At 64.4% G+C, this 13,695-nt stretch carries 12 protein-coding genes; 8 read left to right on the top strand and 4 right to left on the bottom strand.

Features of this window, described 5'->3' with window-relative positions:
* A partial coding sequence (locus tag RA20_RS09920; protein ID WP_039127620.1) for an aminotransferase class III-fold pyridoxal phosphate-dependent enzyme occupies window positions 1-692 on the top strand: 692 nt, incomplete at its 5' end.
* Between the two features lie 102 nt (window positions 693-794).
* Here the strand turns inward: RA20_RS09920 and RA20_RS09915 are convergent.
* Window positions 795-1,463 carry a DsbA family oxidoreductase gene (locus RA20_RS09915; protein WP_039127588.1) on the bottom strand — a complete coding sequence of 223 codons (669 nt, stop codon included), beginning with the start codon at window positions 1,461-1,463 and terminating at the stop codon, window positions 795-797.
* Between the two features lie 137 nt (window positions 1,464-1,600).
* Between RA20_RS09915 and RA20_RS09910 the strand changes: the two genes are divergently transcribed.
* The 5 genes from RA20_RS09910 (at window position 1,601) to RA20_RS09890 (ending at window position 7,528) form a co-directional block, all read left to right on the top strand.
* On the top strand, window positions 1,601-3,235 hold the full coding sequence (locus tag RA20_RS09910; protein ID WP_039127584.1) for a N,N-dimethylformamidase beta subunit family domain-containing protein: 1,635 nt from the start codon (window positions 1,601-1,603) through the stop codon (window positions 3,233-3,235).
* Window positions 3,236-3,574: 339 nt separating this feature from the next.
* Complete coding sequence (locus RA20_RS09905) at window positions 3,575-4,714, top strand: amidohydrolase/deacetylase family metallohydrolase (protein WP_039127582.1); 1,140 nt, start codon at window positions 3,575-3,577, stop codon at window positions 4,712-4,714.
* Window positions 4,699-5,565, top strand: a complete 867-nt coding sequence (locus RA20_RS09900) for a D-amino acid aminotransferase (protein ID WP_039127580.1) — start codon at window positions 4,699-4,701, stop codon at window positions 5,563-5,565. The genes RA20_RS09905 and RA20_RS09900 overlap by 16 nt, the downstream gene beginning before the upstream one ends.
* 11 nt (window positions 5,566-5,576) lie before the next feature.
* The gene (locus RA20_RS09895) at window positions 5,577-6,602 is read left to right on the top strand and encodes a D-cysteine desulfhydrase family protein (RefSeq protein WP_039127577.1); all 1,026 of its coding nucleotides are present in this window, start codon (window positions 5,577-5,579) and stop codon (window positions 6,600-6,602) included.
* Complete coding sequence (locus RA20_RS09890; protein ID WP_039127574.1) at window positions 6,599-7,528, top strand: carbohydrate kinase family protein; 930 nt, start codon at window positions 6,599-6,601, stop codon at window positions 7,526-7,528. The genes RA20_RS09895 and RA20_RS09890 overlap by 4 nt, the downstream gene beginning before the upstream one ends.
* 12 nt (window positions 7,529-7,540) lie before the next feature.
* On the opposite strand, the gene eda is transcribed toward RA20_RS09890, so the two are convergent.
* From eda to zwf, 3 genes are read right to left on the bottom strand one after another with little or no spacing between them, the layout of a single operon-like run.
* Window positions 7,541-8,191: a bifunctional 4-hydroxy-2-oxoglutarate aldolase/2-dehydro-3-deoxy-phosphogluconate aldolase gene (gene eda / locus RA20_RS09885; RefSeq protein ID WP_039127571.1), complete on the bottom strand. Its 651-nt coding sequence runs from the start codon at window positions 8,189-8,191 to the stop codon at window positions 7,541-7,543.
* 3 nt (window positions 8,192-8,194) lie between these two features.
* Entirely contained in the window at window positions 8,195-10,003 is a 1,809-nt protein-coding gene (gene edd, locus RA20_RS09880; RefSeq protein WP_039127568.1) for a phosphogluconate dehydratase, read from the bottom strand.
* 48 nt (window positions 10,004-10,051) lie between these two features.
* Window positions 10,052-11,500, bottom strand: a complete 1,449-nt coding sequence (gene zwf / locus RA20_RS09875) for a glucose-6-phosphate dehydrogenase (protein ID WP_039127566.1) — start codon at window positions 11,498-11,500, stop codon at window positions 10,052-10,054.
* 267 nt (window positions 11,501-11,767) lie between these two features.
* Here zwf and RA20_RS09870 point away from each other — a divergent pair, with 267 nt between their 5' ends.
* Window positions 11,768-12,376: a DUF4178 domain-containing protein gene (locus RA20_RS09870; RefSeq protein ID WP_039127563.1), complete on the top strand. Its 609-nt coding sequence runs from the start codon at window positions 11,768-11,770 to the stop codon at window positions 12,374-12,376.
* Window positions 12,373-13,695, top strand: a complete 1,323-nt coding sequence (locus RA20_RS09865) for a DUF4178 domain-containing protein (protein WP_039127560.1) — start codon at window positions 12,373-12,375, stop codon at window positions 13,693-13,695. The genes RA20_RS09870 and RA20_RS09865 overlap by 4 nt, the downstream gene beginning before the upstream one ends.

Genomic DNA, 13,695 nt, shown 5'->3' with positions numbered 1-13,695 from the left:
CCGGCGCGGTGCCGGCGGTTGAGGGCTATTTCAAACGCATCCGCGAGATCTGCGACAAATACGGCGTGCTTCTGATCCTCGATGAGGTGATGTGCGGCATGGGCCGCACCGGCCATTTGTTTGCCTGCGAGGCGGACGGCGTGGCGCCCGACATCTTGTGCATCGCCAAGGGGCTGGGCGCCGGCTACCAGCCGATTGGCGCCATGCTCTGCACCAAGCAGATCTACGAGGCGATCGAGCACGGTTCCGGCTTCTTTCAGCACGGCCACACCTACATCGGCCACCCGGTGGCCACCGCGGCGGGCCTGGCGGTGGTCAAAGCGCTGCTGGAGCGCGGGCTGGTGCAGCGCTGCGCGGAGATGGGGGAAAAGCTGCAGGCGGCTCTAGAGGAACGTTTCGGCCAGCACCCCAACGTCGGCGACATACGCGGCCGCGGGCTGTTCCGCGGCGTGGAGCTGGTTGCCGACCGCGAAACCAAAGAGCCTTTTGACCCGGCGCTGGCGCTGGCTAAGAACATCAAGAAGGCAGCGTTCCAGGCCGGGCTGATCTGCTACCCGATGTCCGGCACTCGCGATGGTCAGAATGGCGACCATATTCTGCTGGCGCCGCCCTTCATCATCACCGACGCGCAAATTACTGAGGTGGTGGACAAGCTGGAAACGGCCATCACCCAGTGCCTGCCGCAAGGGTAACACGCTGCCGTATCCGAAAGACCCGCCCGGCTGCAGGCCGGGCAGCGCCCGTCCGCCCCCATGGGCGGGCGCTACGCTTCCGCCCGCGGACAGGCGTGGCCCTTACCGGAACTCGGGTTCAGCAGTTCCAAGCTGCTCAAGAATACTGGCGTAGTTTTCCACGCCTTGCGCCCCGGTCACCAAATGGCGGCCGTTGAACACCATCGCAGGCACGCCGCGGATGCCTTGCTGCACCCAGAACGCCTCGCGCTGGCGCACGCTGTCCGTATGTTTGCCGCTTTCAAGCGCCGCCCGTGCTTCCGCGCCGTTCAGGCCGATAGTCTCTGCCGCTTCCACCAGCGCCCTAGGATCCGAGACATCCTGGCCATCGGTGAAATAGGCAGCCAGCAGCGCCTGCTTCATCGCGTGGCCTTTGCCGCGCTCTTCGGCCCATTCGATCAGCTGATGCGCCTGAAAGGTGTTGTAGATCCGCATGCCGTCAAAGAAGCGGAAAGTGAACCCCAGCGCCTCGCCCAGCTCCGTCAGCTGCGCCCGCACCTGCGCCGACTGCTCGGCAGTGCTGCCGTATTTCGCTGCCAAATGCTCCCTCAGGTCCTCGCCTTCGGGCGCCATATCCGGGTTCAGCTCAAACGGTTGCCAATGGATGTCCAGCACCACGCCGGCCCGGCGGGCGGCAAAAGCCAGCTGATTGTAGCCCACCGCGCACCAGGGGCAGACCACGTCCGAGATGATATCGACCCTCAGAGCGGGGCTGTTTGAGGTCTCTGCCATTGCGGGTCCTTTGCGCTGTATTGTTGCTGCATTGGAAATGGGAAGGGGAGCGGCAAAAAACAACTGTCGCAGACAGGCTTGCGTGCGTTTCGGAACTCTCCCAACGTGGCGCCCAGCAACCAAGACCTGAGGCCCCGATGACCACGTCCCGATCCGAAAGCGCCGCCCCGTCCAATACTCCGCGCACCCGCGCCAAGGCGCGGCATATTCTGGACAACTACTACATCGGCCCGGCCCGCGATGAGGCCGTGCTGGAGATCTGGGGCTACACCCCGCGCTTTACCTATGCGCCGGGCGACACCGTGGCGTTGCACGTCTCCACCACTGCCGCCGCCTGGGATCTGGAAATCGGCCGCGACGGTGCGGACTACCGCCCGGTGCTGCGCGAAACCGGCCTGCAAGGCAGGCACCAGCCCACTCCCGCGGATTGTTCAGTTAAGGGCTGCGATTGGGCGGTGTCCTACGAATTCACCATCCCCAATGACTGGCAGGAGGGCGGCTATCTGATCACCCTGACCGCTGAGCGCGACGGCGACCGCGTTGAAGAACACCATCTGATCCTGATCCGCCGTGCCCCGGACCTTCCTGCAGCCCCCTACCTCCTGGTTTGCGCCACCGGCACCTGGCTCGCCTACAACTGCTGGGGCGGCTCGAACCACTATCAGGGCATCACCGGCCCCGAGGGCAACGAATTTGCCCCCGTGGTCTCGACCCAAAGGCCCTGGACCCGCGGTTTCTGCAAGCTGCCCGAAGGCGCCCCCCGCGCAGTGCCCGAGACACCACATGTGCCCGGCGGCATGGTGCGCTATCCTTACATGGAATGGGCCTATGCCTATGGCTACTCCAAGAAATACGCCTCGGCCGGATGGGCCAGCTATGAGCGCCACTTTGCCCGCTGGGCCGAGGCGCAGGGCTACGCGCTCGACTTTGCCACTCAGCACGACCTTGAAGCAGACCCGGACCTGCTCAGCCGCCACAAATGCGTGGTCTTCGTGGGGCATGACGAATACTGGAGCGCCAATATGCGCCACGCCGTCGACCGCTACACCGAAAACGGCGGAAGGGTGGCGCGCTTTGCCGGCAACTTCCTGTGGCAGACAAGGATCAAGGACGGGGGCCGCACCCAGGTTTGCTACAAATACAACGCCGCGCAGGATCCGCTGCTGGGCACGGAACAGGAACATCTGACCACCGCCGCCTGGGAAGTGGCTCCGGTCAGCTGGCCGGGAACGAAAACCTTCGGCGCCAACGGGTTGCAGGGCATGTACACCGGCTTTGGCCGCTGCGCCGGCCAGAACAGCGGCGGCTACACCGTCTACCGGCCGCAGCATTGGGCCTTTGAGGGCGCGCAGCTGGGCTATGGCGATCAGCTTGGTGCCATGTCCCGGATCTTCGGCTATGAGGTTGACGGGGCCGACTACCGCATGGAGGATGGTTTGCCCTATGCCACCGGCAGCGACGGCGCCGATCCGGATATGCAGATCCTGGCGCTGGGCCTGGCCACCAACATCGAGCCCGATCATGGCATCTGGGGCGAGACCATCTATATCGGCGACAGCGACGCGGTGTTCAAAGCCGAAGCCATGCATGGCGAGGCCACGCCGGAGACCATCGACCGTTCCGCCCGCGGCAACGGGGTGATCGTGCATTGGCATCGCGGTCGGGGAGAGGTCTTCAACGCAGCCACTTGCGAATGGGTCATGGGCCTCACCCGCCGGGACTGGCAGGTAGAGCGCGTCACCCGCAACGTGCTGGACCGGTTTGGGGCGTAATTGCACTCGGTGCTGGCTCAAATTGACCCCGGATCGCTTGCGATCCGGTTCGCGCCCGACCCCGCCCCCAGGGCGGGCGCGAAATGCTGCTATGTTGCCACTGTTTGCAAGGTAGGTGCCGGACTGACCCGTTTCGCCAGGTAGTGCGGCGCCCACCCTCGGGGCCGGGCGCGAACCTCACGGTGTAAAAAAGAGCCAGTGGTGTGTTTGCAGAATTGGATGAATGGCTTTTGCATATGGCGAAGTAACTGCCGCCACCACAAATTTCTGTTGACCCGTCAGCAGGCTGCGCCAAAGTCGGTCTGCGCTTGGGAGGGCGCGGGCTGGGAGGCACCAAACATGGCAGACTACGACCTGATCCTGCGCGGCGGGCATCTGATCGACCCGGGCCAGGGCATCAATGGCAAAAGCGAGGTCGCCTTTGCCGATGGCAAGGTGGCGGAAGTGGCCGCCAGCATCAGCGGCACCGCCGAGCGGATTGAGGATGTCTCCGGCTGCCTGATCACTCCCGGCTTGATCGATCTGCACACCCATGTCTACTGGGGCGGCACTTCCATCGGCATCGCCGCCGATGATTACGCCAAGTCCAGCGCCGTCACGACGCTGGTCGATACCGGCTCCACCGGCCCCGGCAATTTTGCAGGTTTCCAGCACCATGTGATCAGCCAGTCTGAGGCCCGCATCCTGGTCTACCTGCATATCTCGCACGCGGGCATCTTTGCCTTTTCCAACCGCGTCATGGTGGGCGAGGCTGAGGAGATGCGGCTGATGGACCCGCTCACCGCGCTGGAGGTGGCCAAAGCGAACCCGGAGACCATCATCGGCATCAAGGTCCGCCTCGGCGCCTGGACCTCAGGCATCCATGGGCTGGCGCCGCTGGAGTTTGCCATGCAGGTGGCCGAACAGGCCGGCCTGCCGCTGATGGTGCATATCGACGACCCGCCGCCTTCCTATGACGAAGTCGTCAGCCGCCTGCGCCCCGGCGACGTGCTGACCCATTGCTTTCGCCCCTTCCCGAACACGCCGCTCACCGGCAGCGGCGATGTGCGCCCGGCCGTGCTGGAGGCCCGCCGCCGCGGGGTGATCTTCGACATCGGCCACGGCATGTCCTCCTTCTCGGTTGAGGTGGCGCGGCAGATGCTGGCCAACGGGTTCTGGCCTGACACGATCTCCTCGGATGTGCATACGCTTTGCATTGAAGGGCCGGCATTCGATCTGCTTACCACCCTGTCCAAGTTCCTGTGCCTCGGGATGCCGCTGGCGGAGGTGATCCGCGCTGCCACCCAGAATGCTGCCGCCGCCGTGCAGCGCCCGGACCTGGGCACGCTGGCGCCTGGCACCGTTGGCGACGCCTCGATCCTGCGGCTGCAGGAGGGCCAGTTCACCTTTGAGGACGGCGACAAAGAAACATTTGAAGGCACACAGAAGCTCACCGCTGCAGGCACTGTTCTAGGAGGCAGAATATGGCAACTCACCTGACGCAGACCGTCTATCTGAACGGCAGCTACATGCCCGGCGGCGAGGCCAAGCTGTCGATCTTCGACCGCGGGCTGCTGTTTGCCGATGCGGTTTATGAGGGGCTTGGCGTGCTTGATGGCAAGGTGATTGATTTCGACATGCACATGGGTCGCCTGCAGGCCTCGATGGCCAAGCTGAATTTCCCGGTGCCGCTGGGGCCGGAGGGTATTCTGGAGATCTGCAACCATTTGATTACTGAGAATAAGCTGGCTGAGGGCTTCATCTATCTCCACATCACCCGCGGCGAGGCCGACCGGGACTATGTCTACAGTGATGCCCTCAAACCCAATGTCTTTGCCTTCAGCCAGGAAACCGTCTCGGGCAAGGCGGATGCGCCGGTCTCCGGCGTCTCCATGAAGTCCCACCCCGACCTGCGCTGGAAGCGGCGCGACATCAAGACCTCGAACCTGCTGGGCCAGGTGATCGCCAAGACCGCCGCGTCCCGGGCCGGCGCCTATGAGGCACTGATGGTGGATGACGAAGGCTATGTGACCGAGGGCGGTGCCACCAGTTTCTTCATCATCCGCGGCAAGACGCTGCTGGCGCGGCCCGTCACCAATGAGATCCTGCACGGCATCACCCGCCAGACCATGCTGCGGGTGGCCGGGGAACTTGGATATGCCATTGAAATCCGGCGCTTTACCCTAGAAGAAGCGCTGACCGCGGACGAGGCTTTCCTCACCGGAGCCTCCAGCTATGTGGAGCCGGTGGTGCAGATTGACGGCCAGCCGGTCGGCGCCGGAGCGCCTGGAGATTTCACGCTGCGTTTGCGAGCTGCCTACTTGCAAGCCGTCCGCTCAGCCCAACCCTAAAGGAGCAGCACATGACCCGGATCGACACCCTCCTGTCCAGTTTCCCCCGCGCCGCTTTGCTGTCTCAGCCAACGCCGCTGGAGCGGCTGGACCGGCTGTCGGAAGAACTGGATATCGATCTCTGGATCAAGCGCGATGACCTCACCGGTCTCAGCTTTGGCGGCAACAAGACAAGGCAGCTGGAGTTCTATATCGGCGCTGCACGGGCGGCACAGGCGGATACCATTCTGATCACCGGCGCGGTGCAGTCGAACTTTGCCCGCACCGCCGCCGCGGCGGCTGCAAAGTACGGTATGCAGGCGGTGCTGCAGCGCGAAGAGCGGGTGCCGGGTATGGACCTGCTTTATCACAGCAACGGCAATGTGTTCCTGTCGGATATCCTGGGTGCCGAGGCCATGAGTTACCCGGAGGGAGAAGACGAGGCCGGCGCGGATGCGGCCCTTGAGGCCCGCGCCGAAGAGCTGCGCGCGGCGGGGCGCAGGCCCTACATCATCCCGCTCGGCCTGGGCCATGCACCGCTGGGCGCGCTGGGCTATGTGCAGGGCGGGGCGGAGCTGGCGTCGCAGATCGGCGGTTTTGATGCGGCGGTTGTGCCCTCGGGCAGCGGCGCTACCCATGGCGGCTTCCTGACAGGGGTGCGGCTCGCCGGGATCACCGAGCCGGTTTTTGGCATCTGCGTGCGCCGCGGTGCCCAGGCGCAGAAAACGCGGCTGGAGCAGGTGACGGCGGAGCTGGCCGGGCTGATGGACATTCAGCGACCCTTTGCGAGCGATGATATCCTAACCTGGGACGGCGCGCTGGCTCCCGGCTATGGCCGTGCAGGTCCCGGCACCCGCGGCGCGCTGCAGCGCATGGCTTCTGCAGAAGGCATCCTGCTGGACCCGGTCTATTCCGCCAAGACGTTTGCCGGCCTTCTGGGGCTGCTGGAAGAGGGCGCCATCCGCAAGGGCCAGAAGGTGCTGCTGCTCCATACCGGCGGGCTGCCTGCGCTGTTTGCCTATCAGAACGAACTCGGTTTCAGCGGCGCCGGGTCATGATCCTATGCTGCGGCGAGGCCTTGATCGACATGCTCCCCGGAGAAACAGCCGAAGGACAGGCGGCCTATGTGCCCCATTGCGGCGGGTCGGTGTTCAACACAGCGCTGGCGCTGGGCCGTTTGGGTGGCCGCACGGGGCTGTTCACCGGGCTGTCCTCGGATGTCTTCGGTCAGCAGTTGCGGGAGGCATTGGCCGAAGCAGGGGTGGACTTGTCCCTGTCCCGCATCAGCCCGCGGCCCAGCACCTTGGCCTTTGTGCATCTTACCGGAGGCGAGGCCAGCTACAGCTTTCTGGATAATGGCTCGGCAGGGTCTTCTCTCTCTCCCGCAGATATTCCTGAAATGCCGGGCAGTGCAGAGGCGCTGTTCTTTGGCGGCATCAGCCTGTGCAACCCGCCTGCGGCCGAGGCCTATCTGGCACTGGCCCAACGCGAGGCAGGCCGCCGGATGGTGATGCTGGACCCGAATGTGCGCGCAGGCTTTGCGCAGGATGAGGCGGCTTACCGGGCGCGGCTGCAGGAAATGATCGCGCTGGCGGACATCGTGAAAGTCTCGGAAGAGGACATTTCCTGGCTCTGTCCCTGCGGGGACAGGGAGGAAAAACTGCGGGAGCTGGGCGGTGCCGGGCCGCAGCTTCTTTTGCTGACCCGCGGCGGAAAGGGCGCAGAGGCGCATCTGGCTGATGGCCGGGTTGTGCAGGTGGATGCGGTTCCGGTTGAGGCCGCTGACACGGTGGGCGCGGGCGATACGTTCAACGCAGGCTTTTTGGCCAAGGCGCAGGAACTGGGAGTTCTGCAGGCTGCAGCCGATGGCACTATTGCTTCTAAGGATCTCGAATCCTGTATGCGCTATGCGGTGCAGGCAGCGGCTGTCACGGTGGCGCGTGCTGGAGCAAGCCCGCCTTGGAAAAGCGAACTGCCTGGATGATTTTGCGGTAGTTTAGCGTTTGGCCAGATGGCTGGCCTCGCGGGCGAGAGCCTCAATTGCCGCCCAGTCGCCAGCCCCGGCCAGATCCTTGGGCGCCACCCAGCTGCCGCCCGCGCAGACGACGTTAGGCAGCTTCAGATAGCTTTCGGCATTGGCCGGGCTGACACCGCCGGTGGGGCAGAAGGAGATCTGCGGCAGCGGGGCGCCGATGGCTTTGAGGGCAGGGGCGCCGCCGGAAGCCTCTGCCGGGAAGAACTTCAGCATATCATAGCCGCGCGCCAGCAGCCGCATGGCCTCGGTTGCGGTGGCGGCGCCGGGCAGCAAAGGCAGGCCTGCGGCTTCGCAGGCGTCCAGCAGCTCATCCGTGGCGCCGGGGGAGACGCCGAATTGGGCACCGGCCTCCACGGCGGCAGTCACATCTTCGGGCGTGATCAGCGTGCCGGCCCCGACAACGCCGCCGGGAACCTGCGCCATTTCGCGAATGGCGTCCAAAGCGGCGGGGGTGCGCAGGGTGACCTCCAGCGCGGGCAAGCCGCCAGCCACCAAGGCTTCGGCCAGCGGGCGGGCCAAAGCGGCGTCTTCGACCACCAGCACCGGCACGATTGGAGCAAGGCTGCAGATCTCGCGGGCGCGGCGGCTGGCCTCAGCGGGGGTGATTGGCATGTCTCAGTCTCCGAACACGCTGGCGCCTTCGTCGGCGGAGGTGACCGATTGGCGGAACATCGAGAACAGCTCGCGGCCGGTGCCGTGCTGATAGGAGGACAGATCCGCCGTGGCGGCCTCGCGCTCCAAGGCGCCCTCGGTGAGGATCTCGAGATGGCCTTTCACTGCGTCCAGCCGCAGCATGTCGCCGTCCTGGATCTTGGCAATCGGGCCGCCGTCCAGGGCTTCGGGCACCACATGGATTGCCGCGGGGATCTTGCCGGAGGCGCCGGACATGCGTCCGTCGGTGACCAGCGCCACCTTCTGGCCGCGGCCCTGCATGATGCCGAGGAACGGGGTCAGGCTGTGCAATTCGGGCATGCCGTTGGCCTTGGGCCCCTGGAAGCGCACCACCACGATCACATCGCCGGTCAGCTCGCCTGCCTTGAAGGCAGTTTTGGCTTCTTCTTGATCGTGAAAGACGCGGGCCGGGGCCTGGATCACCTGGTGCTCCTTAGCGACCGCCGAGACCTTGATGACGGCGGTGCCGAGGTTGCCGGTCAGCCGCTTGAGCCCGCCGGTCTCCTGGAATGGCGCTTCCGCCGGGCGCAGCACTGCGTCGTTCAGGCTTTGGCCCGGGCCCTCGCGGAAGGTGAGGCCGTCTTCGGTGAGGAAGGGTTCCATCACGTAATGCTCCAGCCCTTCGCCCGCGACGGTTTTGGTGTCCGGGTGCAGGTTGCCGGACTTCAGCAGTTCGCCAATCAGGTAGCCAAGGCCGCCGGCGGCGTGGAAATGGTTCACGTCGGCGAGCCCGTTCGGGTAGACGCGGGCCAGCAGGGGCACCACGTCGGAGAGGTCCGCAAAGTCCTGCCAGTCCAGAATGATACCGCCCGCTCGGGCCATGGCGATCAGGTGGATCAATAGGTTGGTGGAGCCGCCGGTGGCCATCAGCCCGACGATGCCGTTGGCATAGGCCTTTTCGTCCAGCACATCGCAGACGGGCGTGTAGCTGTTGCCAAGCGCGCTGAGCGACAGGGCGCGTTTGGCGCCTTCGACCGTGAGCGCCTCGCGCAGCGGCGTGCCCGGTGTCACAAAGGAGGAGCCGGGCAGGTGCAGCCCCATGAACTCCATCAGCATCTGGTTGGTGTTGGCGGTGCCGTAGAAGGTGCAGGTGCCGGGGCCGTGGTAGGCGGCCATTTCGGCCTTCAAGAGCTCCTCGCGGGAGATTTCCCCGGCGGCGAACTGCTGGCGGATCCTGGCCTTTTCGTCATTGGCGAGGCCGCTGGTCATCGGGCCTGCGGGCAGGAAAACCGCAGGGATATGGCCGAATGCCTGGGCACCGATCACCAGGCCCGGCACGATCTTGTCGCAGACGCCGAGGAAGACGGCCGCGTCGAAGACATTGTGGCTGAGGGCGATGCCTGCGGCCATGGCGATGGTGTCGCGGGAGAACAGGCTGAGCTCCATGCCCGGCTCGCTTTGGGTGACGCCGTCGCACATGGCAGGCACGCCGCCTGCGACCTGGGCGGTGCCGCCTGCGGCGCGGACGGTATCGCGGATCAGCGCCGGGTAGGTCTCAAACGGCTGATGCGCCGACAGCATGTCATTGTAGGCGGTGACGATGCCGAGGTGGCCCTTGCTGCCCTCAGCCAGCGTTTGCTGGTCAGCACCGGTGGCGGCATAGGCGTGGGCCTGGCCGGAACAGGACAGATGCGCCCGCGCAGGCCCCTTTCCGCGTGCTGCGCGCATCCGCTCCAGATAGGCCGCGCGGGTGGTCTCGCTGCGGGCGATGATGCGGTCGGTAACGGCGGCCAGTGTGGGGTTCAAACTCATTTGGTGCCTTTGTAGCAAACTGCAGGGGCAAAGAGGAGGGCGGCCATTCTACGCACCGATTCCGCGCCAGCGGCGGCCATCGCGGTGAATCAGCAGGAGGGAGTCGTCAGGGCCGGCGCTGCCGCTGTCATAGGGCTGCGGGGCGTCGCCTGCCTCCTGCCAGCCGGCGATGATGGGGTCAGCCCAGGCCCAGGCGGCTTCGACCTCGTCGCCGCGCATGAACAGGGTCTGGTTGCCGCGGATCACATCCATGATCAGCCGTTCATAGGCGTCCTGCGGGCGGCCCGACTCCGGCAGCTCATCGGCAAAGGTCATGTCCAGATTGGCGCCGGTCAGCCGCATGCCGCCGGGGCCGGGGTCCTTGATGGTGGTCTTGAGCGTGATGCCTTCGTCGGGCTGAAGCCGGATCACCAGCACATTGCCGTGCACGGTGCCGGAACCCTCGAAGATATTGTGCGGCGGGTCGCGGAAATAGACGGCGATTTCGCTCACCCGTTCGCGCAGGCGCTTGCCGGTGCGCAGGTAGAACGGCGTGCCGGCCCATCGCCAGTTGGCCACTTCGGCTTTCAAGGCGATGTAGCTTTCGGTGCGGCTGGCGGGATTGCCCGCGTGATCGCGGTAGCTGGCGCCGTCCTTGCCGCGGTACTGGCCGCGGGCGATATTGTTCTGCGGCACCGGGCGCAGGGCTTCGATCACCTTGACCTTCTCGTCGCGCACCGCGTTTGGGGTGAATTGCGCGGGCGGCTCCATCGCGGTGAGGCACAGAAGCTGCATCAGGTGGTTTTGCACCATGTCCCGCATGGCGCCGGATTTGTCGTAGTATTCCTCGCGCCCCTCGATGCCGATGCTTTCGGCGACGGTGATCTGCACATGGTCGATGTGGGAGGAGTTCCACAAGGGCTCAAACAGCGAATTGGCAAAGCGCAGAGCCATCAGGTTCTGCACGGTTTCCTTGCCCAGGTAATGGTCGATCCGGTAGATCTGCTGCTCTTCGAAATGCGCGCGCAGGGCGGCGTTCAGTTCCTGCGCCGAGGCGAGATCGTGGCCAAATGGTTTCTCCAGCACGATGCGGCTGTCCGGCGTGGCAATCCCGGTTTCGCTGAGCCGGCGGGCGATGCCTGGAAACAGCGAGGGGCCGACCGACAGGTAGAAGGCGCGCACGCAATCGTCACGCAGTTTCCCGTGAATCATGTCCCACCCGGCCGCGCCGCGGGCATCGACCGCGACATAATCCAGAAGGGCAGTGAAGGCGGTGATTTCCTCGGGCGTGGTCTCCACATCCTGGCCGAAATCGCGGATGGCCCCGGCGGTCTGATTGCGGAATTCCTCGGCTGTCAGATTGCTGCGCGAGGCACCGATGATGCGGCAGTCGCTGCTGAACTGGCCGATCTGGAAACGGTGGAACAGCGCCGGCAGGATCTTGCGCCGGGCCAGGTCGCCGGTCGCGCCAAACAGCACGAGGTCGAAGGGGTCAACAGGGATGACGCGGGAAACCATTGATTTTACATCGCTGTTCCATTGGGGCGGCCGGAACCCGGAGGCCGGGCCATTGTGCAGCCTTAGGCGGGGCAATTCAATTCCCCCTGCTCGCACATCGCCGGTTAAAGTTGAGTTATCGCTAACATGTTGCAGCACAAAGAGCCATGGCGAATTTGTGCTAGCGGCGAGGTGTGACAGGTTCCGAGCGAGGGGCTGTCCGACAATTGTTTCCGTCAAAACACATTCACGCTTGAATTGATCCTGCGCTTAGGGAATTTGAGGCGCATGAGCACCTTTCACTGCCCCAATTGCGCCAGCCCGGTTTCTCCGGCAGCCGCTTCGGTCAAGCTGACCGCCTGCGAGTCCTGCGGCACCACCTTGTTCCTGGAGGATGATCAGGCGCGGCTGGCGGGCGAGCAGGGGGTGATGCATGAGGCGCCGATGCTGTTCGGCCTGGGCAGCTCGATCCGGCTGGGCGGCCGGACGATGCAGATCCTGGGCCATGCGCGGTTCTCTTACGGCCGCGGTTTCTGGGAAGAGTTCTGGGCGCTGGATGACGGCAATTCCCCCTGCTGGGTATCGCTGGACGAGGGCGATATCGTGATGCAGCGAGTCCTGCGGCGCCCGGAGTGGCCGAAGTATGACGGTTACCTGAAACTTGGCGGCACCCTCAATTACGAAGGCGAGCTGTTCACAGTCTCGGAAGAAGATGATGCCGAATGCGTTGCTGTGCGCGGCAGCTTCGATCAGGCGCTGATTGTTGGCGAGCGCTACCGCTTCGTGAACCTGCAGGGTGAGGACGGCACGCTTTTATCAGGCGAGTTCCAGGGCAGCAGCCGGGAATGGTACCGCGGCCAGTGGTATGACCCGTTCGAGGTCGAGGTGCTGGCATGAGCCTGAGTGCGGAGCTGAAAGCGGTTGACTGCACCTCCTGCGGGGCCGGGCTGGATATCCTTGGCGGCGGCCGGGTGACGGTGCATATCTGCCCCTATTGCGGCACCGAGCTGGACGCGCTGGACAACTACCGCGCTGTGCGGAAGTTCAACGACATCCAGCGCCCGGTCAGCCCGTTTGAAATCGGCATGACCGGGACGTTGTTCGGCGCGGAGTACACCGTGATTGGCACCCTGCAGCACGAGGAACGCTGGGGTGTACGCACCTGGATCTGGGTCGATCACCAGCTTTATTCTCCGACCCACGGCTATGCCTGGCTGACAATTGAGGACCGGCATCTGGTTTTCACCCGCCGGTTCCGGCGTCCGGTGTGGATGTCTGCCGATTGGGTTGAACGTGCGGAATACCGGCCGAAGGTCCATGCCAATGACCGGACCTTCCAGTATTACGATACCTCAACCAGCCAGATTACTTTTGCCGAAGGCGAATTTACCTGGTCCCCCGTTAAGGGTCAGCAAACCACCACGGTTTCAGCGCTGGCCGATGACGCGATGCTGGGGTTCGCCCAGACCGGCAGCGAACGAGAGGCCTGGCTGTCGCAATACCTGCCAGTCAAGGATGCGGAGGCGGGGTTCGGCATCAAGACCGGGCTGAAGCCCTATACGGTGCATCCGCTGCAGCAGTTCAAGACCGGACCAAATTATTGGTTTGTCTGTACGGCCAGTGCAATCTGCGCGTTTCTCTGTCTGATGATCGGGATCACCCTGTCGTCGCCGAGAGGGGAAACCGTGTTGAAGCGCCAGGTGGTCCAAGTTGAGCAGATGCCGGTTGAATTGCCTTTTGAAATCACGGATCCCGGCTGGCTGGCCCGGCTGGATCTGAAAGGGGACACCAGGAACAGCTGGGCTTATGTCGAAGTTGAGCTGACCGACCCCGAGGACGAACCGGTGTTCCAAGCCGGGCGCACGGTTGAGTATTATCAGGGGCGGGACAAGGATGGCTCTTGGAGTGAAGGCGACAATCAAGCATCGCTGACATTCCGGCCTGAAATGGCAGGGACTTACACGCTGAGTGTCGAGATTGGCGAAAGCGGGTTGTGGAGCCCGAATTTCACCTATGCCGGCAGCGATACAAGTCAATTCCGCCCGGCCCTGGGGGAGCTGACGGTTTCGGTGGAAAGCGGGCTGTCTACAGGACGCTGGCTGTTCCTGCTGGCGGCTGTTTTCGGGGCCTTGAGCGCGCAGGCGGTGTTCCGTCTTTGGTGGCACCGCAAACAGCGCTGGAGCGGCAGCGACTGGGTAGATGAGGACGACGACTGA

The organism is Leisingera sp. ANG-Vp, assembly GCF_000813725.1.
Lineage (GTDB): Bacteria > Pseudomonadota > Alphaproteobacteria > Rhodobacterales > Rhodobacteraceae > Leisingera.
Note: the sequence above shows the minus strand (reverse complement) of the source record. Positions and strands in the feature narration are given on the sequence as shown.

Bases quoted from the DNA above. Each gene is read 5' to 3' on its own strand.
- zwf (WP_039127566.1), bottom strand. From the start codon at position 11,500: ATGGTTTCCCGCGTCATCCCTGTTGACCCCTTCGACCTCGTGCTGTTT.
- RA20_RS09890 (WP_039127574.1), top strand. From the start codon at position 6,599: ATGATCCTATGCTGCGGCGAGGCCTTGATCGACATGCTCCCCGGAGAA.
- RA20_RS09915 (WP_039127588.1), bottom strand. From the start codon at position 1,463: ATGGCAGAGACCTCAAACAGCCCCGCTCTGAGGGTCGATATCATCTCG.
- RA20_RS09895 (WP_039127577.1), top strand. From the start codon at position 5,577: ATGACCCGGATCGACACCCTCCTGTCCAGTTTCCCCCGCGCCGCTTTG.
- RA20_RS09865 (WP_039127560.1), top strand. From the start codon at position 12,373: ATGAGCCTGAGTGCGGAGCTGAAAGCGGTTGACTGCACCTCCTGCGGG.
- RA20_RS09910 (WP_039127584.1), top strand. From the start codon at position 1,601: ATGACCACGTCCCGATCCGAAAGCGCCGCCCCGTCCAATACTCCGCGC.
- RA20_RS09870 (WP_039127563.1), top strand. From the start codon at position 11,768: ATGAGCACCTTTCACTGCCCCAATTGCGCCAGCCCGGTTTCTCCGGCA.
- RA20_RS09900 (WP_039127580.1), top strand. From the start codon at position 4,699: ATGGCAACTCACCTGACGCAGACCGTCTATCTGAACGGCAGCTACATG.
- RA20_RS09905 (WP_039127582.1), top strand. From the start codon at position 3,575: ATGGCAGACTACGACCTGATCCTGCGCGGCGGGCATCTGATCGACCCG.
- eda (WP_039127571.1), bottom strand. From the start codon at position 8,191: ATGCCAATCACCCCCGCTGAGGCCAGCCGCCGCGCCCGCGAGATCTGC.
- edd (WP_039127568.1), bottom strand. From the start codon at position 10,003: ATGAGTTTGAACCCCACACTGGCCGCCGTTACCGACCGCATCATCGCC.